This is a genomic window from Streptomyces sp. NPDC050433 (assembly GCF_044458565.1).
In the GTDB taxonomy this organism is placed as follows: Bacteria; Actinomycetota; Actinomycetes; order Streptomycetales; family Streptomycetaceae; genus Streptomyces.
Window position 1 is genome coordinate 561,020 of the sequence record NZ_JBITIB010000001.1, and the last position, 13,937, is coordinate 574,956.

A 13,937-nucleotide genomic window follows, 5' to 3' on the forward strand; every position below is an offset into this window, starting at 1 on the left:
GAGGAACGACAGCGTGACCTACGTCATCGCGCAGCCTTGTGTGGATCTCAAGGACAAGGCGTGCATCGAAGAGTGCCCGGTCGACTGCATCTACGAGGGCTCCCGGTCCTTGTACATCCACCCGGACGAATGCGTCGACTGTGGCGCCTGTGAGCCGGTCTGCCCGGTCGAGGCGATCTTCTACGAGGACGACACCCCGGAGGAGTGGAAGGACTACTACAAGGCGAACGTGGAGTTCTTCGACGAACTCGGTTCCCCCGGTGGTGCGTCCAAGCTCGGTCTGATCGAGCGTGACCACCCCTTCATCGCCGCACTGCCGCCGCAGCCTCAGAACGACTGACAGGCGCGCGCACCCGGTCCCGTACGGCAACCTCGCCGTACGGGACCGAGGTGTTTCCCCCGTTGTGCCGAAAAGTGAGCACTGTCGAGAAAGTGAGCACCGTGTCCGCAGTCTCTTCGCGCCTTCCGGTCTTCCCCTGGGACAAGCTGGAGCCCTACAAGGCGACAGCGGCGGCCCATCCGGACGGCATCGTGGACCTGTCCGTCGGGACCCCGGTCGACCCGGTTCCCGACCTGATCCAGCGCGCCCTGATCGCCGCGGCGAACTCGCCCGGCTATCCCACGGTGTGGGGCACGGCCGAGCTGCGTGACGCGCTGACGGGCTGGGTCGAACGGCGGCTCGGCGCGCGCGACGTCGCGCACACCAACGTCCTTCCGGTGGTCGGCTCGAAGGAGTTGGTGGCCTGGCTGCCGACCCAGCTCGGACTCGGCGCCGGTGACCGGGTCGCGTATCCGCGGCTGGCCTACCCGACGTACGAGGTGGGCGCCCGGCTGTGCGGCGCGGAGCCCGTCTCCTACGAAGACCCGGCCGAGCTCGACCCGGCGGGCCTGAAGCTGCTCTGGCTGAACTCGCCGTCGAACCCGACCGGCCGGGTCCTGGACAAGGCCGAGCTGACCCGGATCGTCGCCTGGGCCCGTGAGCACGATGTGCTGCTCTTCAGCGACGAGTGCTACCTGGAGCTGGGCTGGGAGGCCGAGCCCGTCTCCGTACTCCACCCGGACGTCTGCGGCGGCTCGTACGAGGGCGTGGTGGCCGTCCACTCGCTCTCCAAGCGCTCCAACCTGGCCGGCTACCGCGCGGCCTTCCTCGCGGGTGACGCCGCCGTCCTCGGCGAGCTGCTGCAGATCCGCAAGCACGGCGGCATGATGACGCCGGCGCCGGTGCAGGCGGCGACCGTCGCGGCGCTGGGCGACGACACCCATGTGGCCGAGCAGCGCGCGCGGTACGGGGCCCGCCGTACCGCCCTTCGGGCGGCCCTGGTGGGCCACGGCTTCCGGATCGAGCACAGCGAGGCGAGCCTGTACCTCTGGGCGACGCGAGACGAGCCGTGCTGGCAGACGGTGGCGCATCTGGCGGAGCTGGGGATCCTGGTGGCGCCGGGGGACTTCTACGGGCCCGCGGGCGGGAGCTTCGTACGGGTGGCGCTCACGGCGACCGACGAGCGCGTGGAGGCCGCGGTCAAGCGGCTCGGCTGATCGAGTCAGACCCGTGGGAACAGCGCGAAGGGGTCCGGGGGGCGTGTACTCCCCGGACCCCTTTGCGTGTGAACGTCCCTGTGGACCGGCTCGGATCAGCCGAGCGGCAGGGTGTTGACCGGGAGCTTGTCGGTGGGCAGGCCCTCTCCGAGGGAATCGGTCGGCAGACCGTTCTCGGTGACGGACGTGGCCGCGTCGCCGAGCGTCTGACCGGCGCCGCCGGCGGCTTCACCGGCCGCCCGCTGCGCGACGGGGGTCGCGGCCTTGGCGACGTCGCCGAGGGTCTCACCGGCCGCCGGGACGGAGGTGGCGACCGTCTCGGCACCGACCTCGCCCGCCAGACCGGTCGCCTGCCGGGCGCCGCTGTCGAGCGTGTCACCGAGGGCGGCGCCGTCCAGCTGGGAAACGCTGCCGAGGTCGGTGGCCTGCGGCAGGGCTGCTGCGTTGGCGGAGCCGGCCGCACCGACCACGGGGGCTGCGCCCGCCGCGATAAGCAGCGCGGCACGGGCGATCCGACGGGTCAGGGGGAGGGACATGATGCTCCTTTGGCGGGGAGAGGAAATTGTCGTGTCCAGCGATCAGACGCTGTGACAACCCCTCGAAGGGCACCGGAGGTTGCGGTGCACAAGAGTAAAGAATTGGTAATGCGTCGCATTATCCGGTGCGGATAAAAACGGTCAAAGGATCCTCGGTGCGGAGACCTGGCGAACCGTCACTTCCCTTTCGTGGCAGGGGATTTGGCGCCAACCGAGTGAACGGCTCGGTCCGGCGGTGAAATGCCGACCGGATATGCCATGACTAGCCCGTTCGGGTGACCCCGCCGGACTACTGCGCGATACGCATTCGAACGTCTTTTACGCCGGAACCCGCAGGGCCGGATTCACCGTCGGTCTTGCGCCAGCCCTCGTCGGACCTTTCCGCGCTCCACACCCGGTCTCCTACGGAGACCTCGTCGATCCGCAGATCGGCGGAGCGCGCCACCGCCCAGTGGGCCAGCTCCCAGCCGCGGGCCCCTTCGGAGGAGTTGACCGGCACGGCGACCTCGGCCGGCCCCTTGGAGTCGGCTTTCTCGCCGCCCGCCTGCCCGCCCTCGGCCGCGCCGTTCGCCGCCGCGTCGGCGCCGGCGGTGCTCGGCAGCACCTCGGGGCCGAAGGCGCGGGTCAGGGCCGCGCGTACCTTCGCCGGGTCGCCCGGTTCGCCGTCGCTCCCGCCGCCGCCCGTGCAGGTGAGGGTCGCGGCGGCCTTGCCGGTGAGCGCGGCGGACAGCAGCGTCGCGTCCGGCTCGTGCTTCGCGTACGCCTGCGGGAAGGCGCTGCGCTGGACGCGCTGCGCCGCCTCCGTAAGAGGAAGCCGCGAGTAGCCGGGCACCTCGGCCAGCTCTTCGTAGAACTTCCCCGCCGAGTAGACGGGGTCGAGGATCTGCTCGACCGTGCCCCAGCCCTTCGACGGGCGCTGCTGGAAGAGGCCGACGGAGTCCCGGTCGCCGTAGTCGATGTTGCGCAGCGCCGACTCCTGGAGAGCGGTCGCCAGAGCGATCGTGACGGCCCGCTCGGGCATGCCGCGGGTGGTGCCCACCGCGGAGATCGTGGCGGCGTTCGCCGCCTGCTCCGGGCTCATCTCGTACGTGGGGACGTCGCCGTCCGACGGCCCGGCGGCGCGGGCCGTGCAGCGCGGCGGGCCGCCGTCGCCGGAGACGTACCTCACCACGAGGTAGCCGGCCAGCGCGAGGAGCACGGTGAAGGCGGCCGTGAGGCGAAGGAATCGGCCGCGACGGGGAGGGGAGGCGGTCTCGGACACGCGCACACCGTACCGGCCCGACCGGGCGGCCAGCACCGGCCCGGCCGCCCTCTGCCCCGCTCGGCCGACACCGGCCACGTCGTAGGGTCTGGTCATGCCCGAAACGAAGCCTGGAACCGTGCTGGACCTCACGCTGGACGCCGCCGAGCTCACCGCCCGGCTCGTCGACATCCCGTCCGTCAGCGGCACCGAGAAGCCCCTCGCCGACGCCGTCGAGGAGGCGCTGCGCGCACTGCCGCACCTCACCGTCGAGCGCTACGGCAACAACGTCGTGGCGCGGACGGACCTCGGGCGGGCCGAGCGCGTCATCCTGGCCGGACACATCGACACCGTCCCCATCGCGGACAACGTGCCCTCCAGGCTGGACGAGAACGGCATCCTCTGGGGCTGCGGCACCACCGACATGAAGTCGGGGGTCGCCGTCCAGCTGCGCATCGCCGCGACCGTCCCCGCCCCCAACCGCGACCTCACCTTCGTCTTCTACGACAACGAGGAGGTCGCCGCCGACCTCAACGGCCTGGGGCACGTGGCCGCCGCCCGCCCCGACCTCCTGGAGGCGGACTTCGCCGTCCTGCTCGAACCCTCCGACGCGCAGGTCGAGGGCGGCTGCCAGGGGACGCTGCGGATCCACCTCCGTACGGAGGGCGAGCGGGCGCACTCGGCGCGCAGCTGGATGGGGTCCAACGCCATCCACGCCGCGGCGCCGATCCTTGCCCGCCTCGCCGCGTACGAGCCGCGCCGCCCGGTGATCGACGGGCTGGAGTACCGGGAGGGTCTGAACGCGGTGGCGATCGAAGGGGGCGTGGCGACCAACGTCATCCCCGACGCGTGCACCGTGGTGGTCAACTACCGCTACGCGCCGGACCGCAGCGAGGCGGAGGCGGTGGCGCACGTGCGTGAGGTGTTCGCCGACTGCGGGATCCGGGAGTTCGTCGTGGACGATCACTCGGGCGCGGCCCTGCCCGGCCTCTCGCACCCCGCCGCAGCCGCGTTCATGGCGGCCGTGGGCGGCACCGCGCAGCCCAAGTTCGGCTGGACGGACGTCTCGCGCTTCGGCGCGCTCGGGGTGCCCGCGGTGAACTACGGCCCGGGGGACGCGCTGCTGGCCCACAAGCGCGACGAGCACGTGGCCGTCGAGCGGATCACGCACTGCGAGAGGCGGCTGCGGGACTGGCTCACCTCGTAAAGAGGCGTGGGCGAGACGGCCGGCACGGCGGGGGAGCCGGACCGACCGTCGGAATTTCGCTGTTTGTCACCTCCTTGGATCTACGCTTGCCGGGAACTGGCACAGCAGCGGAGGGAGCAGTCCATGGGCAGTCCTGAGGAAGCACGGAAGCCGGACACGCAGCGTCTCGGGCCGGTGCTGCGCCGCCGGGACCAGGTGCAGGCGGGCACCACCGACCAGCGGCTGCTGGACACCGAGGGCGACTCCGAGTGGGTGCACACCGATCCCTGGCGGGTCATGCGCATCCAGTCGGAGTTCGTCGAGGGCTTCGGCGCGCTCGCCGAACTGCCCAGCGCCATCAGCGTCTTCGGCTCGGCCCGTACGGCGGCGGACTCGGCGGACTACGAGGCGGGTGTCCGGATCGGCCGGGCACTGGTCGACGCCGGATTCGCGGTGATCACCGGCGGCGGCCCCGGCGCGATGGAAGCGGCGAACAAGGGCGCGCGGGAGGCGAAGGGCATCTCCGTCGGGCTCGGTATCGAGCTGCCCTTCGAGCAGGGGCTCAACCCGCACGTCGACATCGGCGTGAACTTCCGTTACTTCTTCGTCCGGAAGACGATGTTCGTGAAGTACGCCCAGGGTTTCGTCGTTCTGCCCGGTGGCCTCGGCACACTGGACGAACTCTTCGAGGCCCTGACGCTGGTCCAGACGCGCAAGGTGACCCGGTTCCCCATCGTCCTCTTCGGGACGCGGTACTGGTCCGGCCTCATCGACTGGCTGCGCGACACGGTCGTGGCGCAGGGCAAGGCGTCCGAGAAGGACCTGCTGCTGTTCCACGTCACGGACGACGTGGACGAGGCCGTGGCGCTGGTGACCAAGGAGACCGGCAAGTAGCGGGTTCCGTACACGACATCCGTACGGAGAACGCCGCCGCACCGGCCTCACCCGAGGCCGGTGTCTCAGGCCAGTCCCCGGCGGGCCACCGCCGGGGGCCGGTGGCCCGCGATGGAAGCCACCATGTCCAGCACCTGCTTCGTCTCGGCCACCTCGTGCACGCGGTAGATCCGCGCACCGAGCCACGCCGAGACGGCGGTCGTCGCGAGCGTGCCGATCACCCGCTCCTTCACCGGCCTGTCGAGGGTCTCGCCGACGAAGTCCTTGTTGGACAGCGACACGAGCACCGGCCAGCCGGTCTCCGCCATCTCGTCCAGCCTGCGGGTCGCCTCCAGAGAATGCCGGGTGTTCTTCCCGAAGTCGTGCCCCGGATCGATCATGATGCCGTCCCGGCGCACGCCCAGTTCCACGGCCCGCTCGGCCAGCCCGAGCGTCACCCGGAGAATGTCCGCGACCACGTCGTCGTACCCGATCCGGTGCGGCCGGGTCCGGGGCTCCGCCCCGCCCGCGTGCGTGCAGACCAGCCCCGCGCCGTACCGGGCGGCGACCTCGGCGAGCGCCGGATCCACCCCGCCCCAGGCGTCGTTGAGCACATCGGCGCCCGCCTCGCAGACGGCCTCGCCGACCTCGTGCCGCCAGGTGTCGACACTGATCACGACGTCCGGGTAACGCCGCCGGACCTCGGCGACGAAACCGACCGTCCGGCGTGCTTCTTCCTCGGCCGTCACCTCGTCACCCGGCCCCGCCTTCACGCCGCCGATGTCGATGATGGCCGCGCCCTCCGACACCGCCTGCTCCACCCGGTCGAGCGCGGGCCGGTCCCGGAAGGTCGCGCCCCGGTCGTAGAAGGAGTCCGGGGTCCGGTTGACGATGGCCATGATCACCGGCTCGTACGGGTCGAACTCCCGCCGCCCCAGCCGAAGAGTGCCACTGCTCATCCCCTGGTCACCGCCTGCTCCCACTGTCCGTGCCGTCGCCGGCGACCCCGGGTCCTGGCGCCCGGGTCCCGAACGACAGACCCTAACTGTCGGTCCCGCATGGCACGATCGGCACCGGACGTGTTCCTGCCCCGGGGAGAAGCTTGTGTTCTTGTTCTTGCTCATCGCGATGGTCGTGGTGGTCACGGCCGTCACTCTCGCGGTGGTCGGCGGTGGCGACCGCGAGGTGCTGCCCGAGGCCGCGCCCGGATTTCTCGTGGACCCGCTGCCCGCGACACGCCCGGTGGGCCGGGCCGACATAGAGGCCCTGCGGCTGCCCGTCGCCCCGCGTGGCTACCGGATGGCGGACGTGGACGAGGTGCTGGCCAGGCTCGGCGCCGAGCTGGCCGAGCGCGACGCCCGGATCGCCGAGCTGGAGGCCGGCCTGGCGGGCGCCCAGGCGACGGCTGTCGGCCGGCCCGACCTCTTCAAGAACCCGGGCGAGGAGGACCAGCGGTGAGTGACGGCGGAGCGGTGCCGGGACCGGACGGCGAGCTGCGCTGTCCCTGGGGCCTGTCGACCGAGGACTACATCACGTACCACGACGAGGAGTGGGGCCGCCCCGTCCACGGCGACGACGCCCTCTTCGAGCGGCTGTGCCTGGAGGCGTTCCAGTCCGGCCTCTCCTGGATCACGATCCTGCGCCGCCGCGAGGGCTTCCGCCGGGCCTTCGCCGGATTCCACATCCCGGCCGTCGCCGCCTTCACCGACGCGGACGCCGCCCGGCTGCTGACCGACGAGGGCATCATCCGCAACCGCGCCAAGATCGACGCCACCCTCGCCAACGCGCGCGAGCTGGCCGGCTGGTCCGCGGGTGAGCTGGACAGCCTCATCTGGTCGTACGCCCCGGACCCGGCGACGCGCCCGGTCCCGAAGACGACCGGGGACATCCCGGCGGTCACCGGCGATTCGACCGCGCTGGCGAAGGCGCTCAAGAAGCGCGGCATCCGATTCGTGGGCCCGACGACGGCGTACGCGCTGATGCAGGCGTGCGGCCTGGTCGACGACCACCTGGCCGAGTGCCTGGTCCGCCGACAGCTCACCGAAGCCCCGTAGGGCCTGTCGGGCCTGGCCGGGCAGCGGTGTCAGCGGCCCACGTAGCGGGGCTTCGCCTTGTCGAGGAAGGCCTGGACCGCGATGCCGTGGTCCTCCGAAGCGCCCGCCCGGTTCTGGAGTTCGCCCTCCTTCTCCAGCGTCTCGGCGAGCGAGTGGCCCGCGCCGTACGCCAGAGACTCCTTCAGCGCCGCGTACGCCAGGGTGGGGCCCTCCGCGAGAGTGCGCGCGACCGCCGCCGCCTCGGCCGCCAGGTCGGCCGCGGGAACCAGCTTGTTGACCATCCCCAGTTCGTACGCCTGCTCCGCCGTGAGCGACCTCGGGAACATCAGCAGGTCCGCCGCCCTGCTCTGCCCGATCAGCCGGGGCAGCGTCCACGACACGCCGGAGTCGGCCGTCAGGGCCACACCCGCGAACGAGGTGTTGAAGGAGGCCGTGTCGGCGACGACGCGGTAGTCGCAGGCGAGCGCGAAGCCGAGCCCCGCTCCGGCCGCGACGCCGTTGACCCCGGCGACGACCGGCTTCGGCATCTCGGAAAGGGCCCGCACGATGGGGTTGTAGTGCTCCCGCACGGTGCTCATGGTCCCGCCGCTGCCGTCGGCCGCGTCGGCGGCCAGCAGGGAGACATGCTCCTTCAGGTCCTGTCCCACGCAGAAGGCACGGCCGGTCGCGGTGAGGAGCACGGCCCGGACGGCGGAGTCGTCCGCGGCGGTACGCAGCGCGTCCCGCAGGGCGACCTTGGCCGCGATGTTCAGCGCGTTCATGGCGTCGGGCCGATTGATCGTGACGGTCGCGAGTCCGTCGCCCACCTCGTACAGCACCGTGTCGGCCATGATCGGGTCTCCTCCGCGAGTCTGACTGCCTGTCCGCTGTCCTGTCGGGCCCCAGCATGGCGGAGATCACCGCGGGCCGGCATGTGACCTGCGTCAAACAATCCACGGTCGTGGAGTCGTGAACAGCGGCGAAGTATCGCAGGCGGATCCCCGAATTGAGCCGTTTTGAGCGAGCGCGTTGCGCAAGCGATGCCGCCCGATGTTGGTCATCGGGTCCCGCCATGCGGGATAATGGCCTGGAAGCAATGTGTTCGATGCCGGTGACACAGCGCCTGTCATGGGGCCGCCGGCTGCGATGAGCTGGTTTCAGGAAGGGGAACGAGCATGGCGGCCATGAAGCCGCGGACGGGCGACGGCCCGCTCGAGGTGACCAAGGAGGGGCGGGGCATCGTCATGCGCGTTCCGCTCGAAGGCGGCGGTCGGCTGGTCGTCGAGCTGACCCCCGACGAGGCGGATGCGCTGGGTGACGCCCTGAAGAAGGTCGTCGGCTGACGCGGACAGAACGCGCACTCTCGTGCTGCCCCGCCGCGGACACCTCCGTGTCGGGGCAGCTTTATGCCCTTCGGTGACCGGTCCTATCGGCGTACGGCGCAGAGCAGCCCGTCGCCCACGGGCAGCAGCGACGGCAGCAGCTCGTCCTGCATCTCCCGGACCGTACGCAGCAGCTCACGCAGCCGCAGCACCTCGTGGGGCTGGGCCGCAGAATCGACCGTACGGCCGTCGGCGAAGACTCCCTCGAAGCACACGAGCCCCCCCGGTCGCAACAGGCGCAACGATTCGGCGAGGTAGTCCAGGCACTCCAGCCGGTCGCCGTCGCAGAAGACCAGGTCGTACCCGCCGTCGGCGAGCCGGGGAAGCACGTCGCTGGCCCGGCCGGGGATGAAGCGGGCGCGATTGTTCGTGAAGCCGGCCGCCCGGAACGCCTCACGGGCGAACTGCTGCCGCTCCGGCTCGGTGTCGACCGTGGTCAGCACGCCGTCGGGCCGCATGCCGTTCAGGAGATAGATCCCGGAGACCCCGGTACCCGTGCCGATCTCCGCCACCGCCTTGGCGTCCGCCGTGGCGGCAAGCAGACGGAGCGCCGCGCCCGTGCCCGGTGACACCGAGCGGAGCCCCATGTCGCGGGCCCTGTCGCGGGCCCAGCGCAGTGCCTCGTCCTCGGCGACAAAAGCGTCGGCGAACGCCCAGCTTGTCTGCCGGTTGGCGGTAATGACCCTCTCCTGTCCCCGTAGTTGGCGCACCGGTGACTGTATCCGCTGCACGCGGGAACCCGCTGATGGGACCGGGCGTTATGAAGGCTGGGGGGAACACATGGATGAAGACCTGGGACCAGGCGCAAATTCAGGCAAAGATTCTTATCCGGAGCTAACGGGCGAGGTGGCTATGGTAGGTGCTCCGCTGGACACCACCAGAGTCGATAGGGGAGGTGCGGCTGCGCCTGCGGATCGGGGAGGAGCGTTCAAGCGCTTTCTCAGGTCGGCCGGTGAGCCGAAATCCGTGACCAACTTCGCTGACCGTTCTCGCTCGACCGACTCCGCAGTTACGGCGACCTTCGCATCGGATGCGGAATCGCAGGCGTGGACGCCTCCCAGCTGGGAGGAGATCGTCAGCACGCACAGCGCCCGCGTATATCGCCTGGCCTACCGTCTCACGGGCAACCAGCACGATGCCGAGGACCTGACCCAGGAAGTCTTCGTCCGGGTCTTCAGGTCGCTGTCGACGTACACCCCCGGCACGTTCGAGGGCTGGCTGCACCGCATCACCACCAATCTGTTCCTGGACATGGTCCGCCGTAAGCAGCGGATCCGTTTCGACGCGCTCGGTGACGACGCGGCGGAGCGCCTGCCCAGCCGTGAGCCCTCACCGCAGCAGGTCTTCCACGACACCCACTTCGACGCGGATGTGCAGCAGGCGCTGGACACCCTCGCTCCCGAGTTCCGGGCCGCGGTCGTCCTGTGCGACATCGAAGGACTGTCGTACGAGGAGATCGCCGCCACGCTCGGTGTGAAGCTCGGCACGGTGCGCAGCCGGATCCACCGCGGCCGTTCGCATCTGCGCAAGGCCCTTCAGCACCGTTCTCCCGAGGCTCGGGCCGAGCAGCGCACGTTCGCGAGCGTGGCCGGGGAGGGCGGACTCGCGTGAGTGGCACAGGTCCGACCCCCGCGGAGCAGCACCTGGGGGACCGGCTCGCCGCCCTGGTGGACGGGGAGCTCGGTCACGACGCCCGCGAGCGTGTGCTGGCACACCTCGCGACCTGCGCCAGGTGCAAGGCGGAGGCCGACGCCCAGCGCAGGCTGAAGAACGCGTTCGCGCAGTCGGCGCCCCCGCCGCTGTCCGAAGGTTTTCTCGCCCGGCTCCAGGGACTGCCCGGCGGACCCCTCGACGAGGACAAGGACGAGCCCCCCGGTCCCTTCAACGGCACGGCGTTCAGCAGTGGTGTCTTCGGTGTGCGGAGCGACACGTTCGGCTATCGCCCGGCGGCGGGACCCCATACCTCCCCCCTGCGTGGCGGCTCCGGCTCCGGTGGGGGCTTCCGGATCCACGAGGTGGGACGCGCGGAGGCCGAGCGCTCGCCCTGGCGCGGCCGGCGGTTCGCCTTCGCCGCCGCGAGCGCGGTGTCGTTCGCCGCGATGGCGCTCGGTGGCGCGCTGCCCATGGGCGCCACGGGCGACATGGCCGCGCGCGGGGCCGGCGCCGGCATCACACCCCTCACCAGGGCCACCACCACACCACCCGGCAGCGGGACGCGGGGCAGGCAGGGCGGTGAGCAGGGCGCCATTCTTCCGCAGTCCGGCGACAGCGCGCCGACGCTCGCTCCCGGCACGATGAAGGCGCCGCTCAGCCCTCATCCGTTCCAGTCGGCGGTTCTCAACCACATCCCCGCGGCGCCCCTGATACGGCCCACGGGCACGGCGTTCCAGCTGGCGGCGAGCCCTGGACTGGGCATTCCCACGGCCACGCCCGATCCCACCCACCTCGCCGCGCCCACCCAGCCCGGCGTGCCGCTTTCGCGGCGTCGGTGACGGGGTCCCTGCGCGGACATTCGTAAACCTGGTTGAATCCCTGGACGGGTGCCCCTTGTCGGGGCATGGACGAGCAGGTGCGGGGAGAGCATGGACGACGGCAAGCCCACCGGACCCAAGGCGAAATGGTGGAGCCGCCCGGCAGCGGGACGCGCGATATCGCGGGACCCCGGCGTACCGGAGCACCGGAACACAGAGGAGACGACGGAACTGTCGCCGGTCACCGATGAAGTCCCCCCGAATCCCGACCGCCCGGCGGTCACCGAACCGGCCGACAGTGCCCCGGAGCGCCTGCCCGAGCAGGACGCCGGCCCCGAGGACCACGTCCTCGCCCCGCCCGAGCGCGCTCCCTCGGCGGTGAGCGCGGCGGCGGAAACGGGAACCGGCACGGACGGTGCGGACGGCACGGAAGCCGGAACAGCCGCGGGCGCGGGCTCGCAGGGCCGTCCGCAGCCGCTGCACGAGCCCGACCCCTACAGCACACCGCCCTACGGCGGTCCGGGGCCCTGGGCCCCCGCCCCGCCCGTACAGCGACCAGTGCCCACCCCGGCCCAGGGCACACCCATTCCGCCGCAGCACTACACGGCCCCGGCCGGCTCGGCCGCTCCGACCGCCCCCGGCCAGCCGATGCCGCAGCCGCAGCCGCACCCGCACCCCCACCCGAACCCCCAGCCGACGTCCGGGTACGGCGTCCCGCCGCAGGGCGCCCCGCAGCCCATGCCGGGCCCGCCCCTGCCCCCACCCCAGCCCCGGCAGACCCACCCGCAGCCGGGGACCCAGCACCTTCCCCCGCCCCAGAACCCCCAGCCGGGGCCCACCCAGTGGCTCCAGTACGACCCCTGGAGCCCCCCCGGCCAGCAGACCCTGTCGTACCCCGACCCCGGCGAGCGCCGGAAGAAGCGCCGGGGCATCGGCCTCGCCGGCGCGCTGGCGCTCGCGCTCTGCACCGCCGTCCTCGGCGGTGGCGTCGGCGCGTACATCGAGCGCAACGGCGGCCTCACCAGCGTCGAGCTGCCCCAGGCGGGCAACGACAGCGGGGGCCGCCCGGCCGACAGCGTCGCCGGGATCGCCTCCAGCGCCCTGCCCAGCGTCGTCACCCTCCATGTCAGCGGCGGCGGCGAGCAGGGCACCGGCACCGGCTTCGTCCTGGACCGCACCGGCCACATCCTGACGAACAACCATGTGGTCGACCCCGCCGGTGACAACGGCGACATCTCGATCACCTTCAGCGGTGGCGAGACGGCCAAGGCGAAGCTCGTCGGCAAGGACAGCGGCTACGACCTCGCCGTCGTGAAGGTCACCGGCGTCTCCGGACTCAAGCCGCTGCCGCTCGGCAATTCCGACAACGTCCAGGTCGGCGACCCGGTCGTGGCGATCGGCGCGCCCTTCGACCTCCAGAACACCGTCACGTCCGGCATCATCAGCGCCAAGGAGCGCCCGATCACCGCCGGTGGTGAGAAGGGCGACGGCAGCGACATCAGCTACGTCGACGCCCTCCAGACCGACGCGCCGATCAACCCCGGCAACTCCGGTGGCCCGCTGGTGAATTCGAAGGCGCAGGTCATCGGCATCAACAGCGCGATCCGCGGCGCCGACGGCGGCGGTACGCCGGACGGCGCGCAGGCCGGCTCCATCGGGCTCGGCTTCGCGATACCGATCAACCAGGGCAAGCGCGTCGCCGAAGAGCTGATCAACACCGGCAAGGCGTCGCACCCCGTGATCGGTGTCACGCTCGACATGGAGTATTCGGGCGACGGCGCCAAGGTGGGCGCGAAGAGCGCCGACGGCGGACCGGCGGTGGAGGACGGCGGCCCGGCCGCGAAGGCGGGAATCAGGACCGGCGACATCATCACCGAGGTGGACGGCCAGCGGGTGCACAGCGGCGAGGAGCTGATCGTGAAGATCCGTGCCCACCGCCCAGGTGACGAACTGGAGCTGACAGTGACCCGCGGAGGTAAAGAGCAGACAAGGACTCTGGTCCTCGGCAGCGCGGAAGGCAGGTGAGTGTCGAATGAAGGTACCGTCCGGCCAGCTCCGCCGGGTACCGTGGAGCGGCCCGGGCCTCGACCCACCACAGGCCAGGCCGACAAGGTCTCGCCTGCGGGCACGGAGAACACAAGGAGCAGCTAGGTGTTCAATGACATAGGCGCGCTTGAGCTGGTGACGCTCGTGATTCTCGCCGTGCTCGTCTTCGGACCGGACAAGCTGCCCAAGGTCATCCAGGACGTCTCCCGTTTCATCCGGAAGGTGCGTGAGTTCTCCGACAACGCGAAGGAGGACATCCGTTCGGAGCTGGGACCGGAGTTCAAGGACTTCGACTTCGAGGACCTCAACCCCAAGAAGTTCGTCCGTAAGCAGCTGTCGGAGCACGAGGACGACCTGGGGCTGAAGGAGATCCGCAGCAGCTTCAATCTCAAGAAGGAAATGAACGACGTCGCCGACTCGGTCCACGGCAGGGGCGGCGACACGGGTGGCAGTGGCACCGGCGATGGCGGCGGCACGAGTGACGCCACGCCGACGAGCCTGACAAAGAGCCCGTCCGGCACCTCTGACCTGCTGAAGAAGCAGGAGAAGCCCCAGCAGGCCGATCGTCCGCCTTTCGACGCAGACGCCACCTGAGGCCCGCCCTGCCCGGCGAGCCGGGAACGGGTGGCTATCC

16 protein-coding genes are annotated in these 13,937 nt (G+C 71.2%); 11 read left to right on the plus strand and 5 right to left on the minus strand.

Annotated elements, in window-relative coordinates; genetic code table 11:
* The first annotated feature begins 13 nt into the window (after positions 1-13).
* Both fdxA and ACIBLA_RS02625 read left to right on the plus strand, forming a co-directional pair.
* Complete coding sequence (gene fdxA, locus ACIBLA_RS02620; protein WP_189111520.1) at positions 14-340, plus strand: ferredoxin; 327 nt, start codon at positions 14-16, stop codon at positions 338-340.
* A 101-nt stretch (positions 341-441) separates the two neighbouring features.
* A complete protein-coding gene (locus ACIBLA_RS02625; protein ID WP_399197567.1) occupies positions 442-1,536 on the plus strand; it encodes a bifunctional succinyldiaminopimelate transaminase/glutamate-prephenate aminotransferase in 1,095 nt (364 codons plus the stop codon).
* Positions 1,537-1,631: 95 nt separating this feature from the next.
* Here the strand turns inward: ACIBLA_RS02625 and ACIBLA_RS02630 are convergent, their stop codons facing one another.
* Both ACIBLA_RS02630 and ACIBLA_RS02635 read right to left on the minus strand, forming a co-directional pair.
* Positions 1,632-2,072, minus strand: coding sequence for an ATP-binding protein (locus ACIBLA_RS02630; protein ID WP_363241666.1), 441 nt, complete (start codon positions 2,070-2,072; stop codon positions 1,632-1,634).
* 289 nt (positions 2,073-2,361) lie between these two features.
* Positions 2,362-3,333 (minus strand): hypothetical protein, encoded by a 972-nt coding sequence (locus ACIBLA_RS02635; protein WP_363241758.1) that lies wholly within the window; start codon positions 3,331-3,333, stop codon positions 2,362-2,364.
* A gap of 94 nt (positions 3,334-3,427) precedes the next feature.
* Here ACIBLA_RS02635 and dapE point away from each other — a divergent pair, with 94 nt between their 5' ends.
* Both dapE and ACIBLA_RS02645 read left to right on the plus strand, forming a co-directional pair.
* Entirely contained in the window at positions 3,428-4,519 is a 1,092-nt protein-coding gene (gene dapE, locus ACIBLA_RS02640) for a succinyl-diaminopimelate desuccinylase (RefSeq protein WP_363241665.1), read from the plus strand.
* A gap of 123 nt (positions 4,520-4,642) precedes the next feature.
* Positions 4,643-5,392, plus strand: coding sequence for a TIGR00730 family Rossman fold protein (locus ACIBLA_RS02645; RefSeq protein WP_363241664.1), 750 nt, complete (start codon positions 4,643-4,645; stop codon positions 5,390-5,392).
* 65 nt (positions 5,393-5,457) lie between these two features.
* On the opposite strand, the gene folP is transcribed toward ACIBLA_RS02645, so the two are convergent.
* Complete coding sequence (folP, locus tag ACIBLA_RS02650) at positions 5,458-6,330, minus strand: dihydropteroate synthase (RefSeq protein ID WP_363241663.1); 873 nt, start codon at positions 6,328-6,330, stop codon at positions 5,458-5,460.
* Between the two features lie 145 nt (positions 6,331-6,475).
* Between folP and ACIBLA_RS02655 the strand changes: the two genes are divergently transcribed.
* The gene (locus tag ACIBLA_RS02655) at positions 6,476-6,829 is read left to right on the plus strand and encodes a DivIVA domain-containing protein (protein WP_363241662.1); all 354 of its coding nucleotides are present in this window, start codon (positions 6,476-6,478) and stop codon (positions 6,827-6,829) included.
* Complete coding sequence (locus ACIBLA_RS02660; RefSeq protein WP_363241661.1) at positions 6,826-7,425, plus strand: DNA-3-methyladenine glycosylase I; 600 nt, start codon at positions 6,826-6,828, stop codon at positions 7,423-7,425. Before ACIBLA_RS02655 ends, ACIBLA_RS02660 begins: the two co-directional genes overlap by 4 nt.
* 29 nt (positions 7,426-7,454) lie before the next feature.
* Here ACIBLA_RS02660 and ACIBLA_RS02665 read toward each other — a convergent pair whose 3' ends face one another.
* Positions 7,455-8,255, minus strand: coding sequence for an enoyl-CoA hydratase-related protein (locus ACIBLA_RS02665; RefSeq protein ID WP_363241660.1), 801 nt, complete (start codon positions 8,253-8,255; stop codon positions 7,455-7,457).
* Positions 8,256-8,579: 324 nt separating this feature from the next.
* Between ACIBLA_RS02665 and ACIBLA_RS02670 the strand changes: the two genes are divergently transcribed.
* Positions 8,580-8,747 (plus strand): DUF3117 domain-containing protein, encoded by a 168-nt coding sequence (locus ACIBLA_RS02670; RefSeq protein ID WP_003966491.1) that lies wholly within the window; start codon positions 8,580-8,582, stop codon positions 8,745-8,747.
* An 83-nt stretch (positions 8,748-8,830) separates the two neighbouring features.
* On the opposite strand, the gene ACIBLA_RS02675 is transcribed toward ACIBLA_RS02670, so the two are convergent.
* The gene (locus tag ACIBLA_RS02675; RefSeq protein ID WP_363241659.1) at positions 8,831-9,496 is read right to left on the minus strand and encodes a class I SAM-dependent methyltransferase; all 666 of its coding nucleotides are present in this window, start codon (positions 9,494-9,496) and stop codon (positions 8,831-8,833) included.
* 142 nt (positions 9,497-9,638) lie between these two features.
* Between ACIBLA_RS02675 and sigE the strand changes: the two genes are divergently transcribed.
* The 4 genes from sigE to ACIBLA_RS02695 all read left to right on the plus strand — a co-directional run bounded on the left by sigE (position 9,639) and on the right by ACIBLA_RS02695 (position 13,897).
* Positions 9,639-10,397 (plus strand): RNA polymerase sigma factor SigE, encoded by a 759-nt coding sequence (gene sigE / locus ACIBLA_RS02680; protein WP_187280064.1) that lies wholly within the window; start codon positions 9,639-9,641, stop codon positions 10,395-10,397.
* Positions 10,394-11,278 carry an anti-sigma factor family protein gene (locus ACIBLA_RS02685; RefSeq protein WP_399197568.1) on the plus strand — a complete coding sequence of 295 codons (885 nt, stop codon included), beginning with the start codon at positions 10,394-10,396 and terminating at the stop codon, positions 11,276-11,278. Before sigE ends, ACIBLA_RS02685 begins: the two co-directional genes overlap by 4 nt.
* 90 nt (positions 11,279-11,368) lie before the next feature.
* Positions 11,369-13,282: a trypsin-like peptidase domain-containing protein gene (locus tag ACIBLA_RS02690; RefSeq protein ID WP_399197569.1), complete on the plus strand. Its 1,914-nt coding sequence runs from the start codon at positions 11,369-11,371 to the stop codon at positions 13,280-13,282.
* 126 nt (positions 13,283-13,408) lie between these two features.
* On the plus strand, positions 13,409-13,897 hold the full coding sequence (locus ACIBLA_RS02695) for a sec-independent translocase (RefSeq protein WP_363241656.1): 489 nt from the start codon (positions 13,409-13,411) through the stop codon (positions 13,895-13,897).
* The last annotated feature ends 40 nt before the right edge of the window (positions 13,898-13,937 follow it).

Excerpts from the sequence above, each read along its gene's own strand:
- ACIBLA_RS02645 (WP_363241664.1), top strand. The coding sequence starts at position 4,643 with ATGGGCAGTCCTGAGGAAGCACGGAAGCCGGACACGCAGCGTCTCGGG.
- ACIBLA_RS02665 (WP_363241660.1), bottom strand. The coding sequence starts at position 8,255 with ATGGCCGACACGGTGCTGTACGAGGTGGGCGACGGACTCGCGACCGTC.
- folP (WP_363241663.1), bottom strand. The coding sequence starts at position 6,330 with ATGAGCAGTGGCACTCTTCGGCTGGGGCGGCGGGAGTTCGACCCGTAC.
- sigE (WP_187280064.1), top strand. The coding sequence starts at position 9,639 with ATGGTAGGTGCTCCGCTGGACACCACCAGAGTCGATAGGGGAGGTGCG.
- dapE (WP_363241665.1), top strand. The coding sequence starts at position 3,428 with ATGCCCGAAACGAAGCCTGGAACCGTGCTGGACCTCACGCTGGACGCC.
- ACIBLA_RS02690 (WP_399197569.1), top strand. The coding sequence starts at position 11,369 with ATGGACGACGGCAAGCCCACCGGACCCAAGGCGAAATGGTGGAGCCGC.
- ACIBLA_RS02630 (WP_363241666.1), bottom strand. The coding sequence starts at position 2,072 with ATGTCCCTCCCCCTGACCCGTCGGATCGCCCGTGCCGCGCTGCTTATC.
- ACIBLA_RS02670 (WP_003966491.1), top strand. The coding sequence starts at position 8,580 with ATGGCGGCCATGAAGCCGCGGACGGGCGACGGCCCGCTCGAGGTGACC.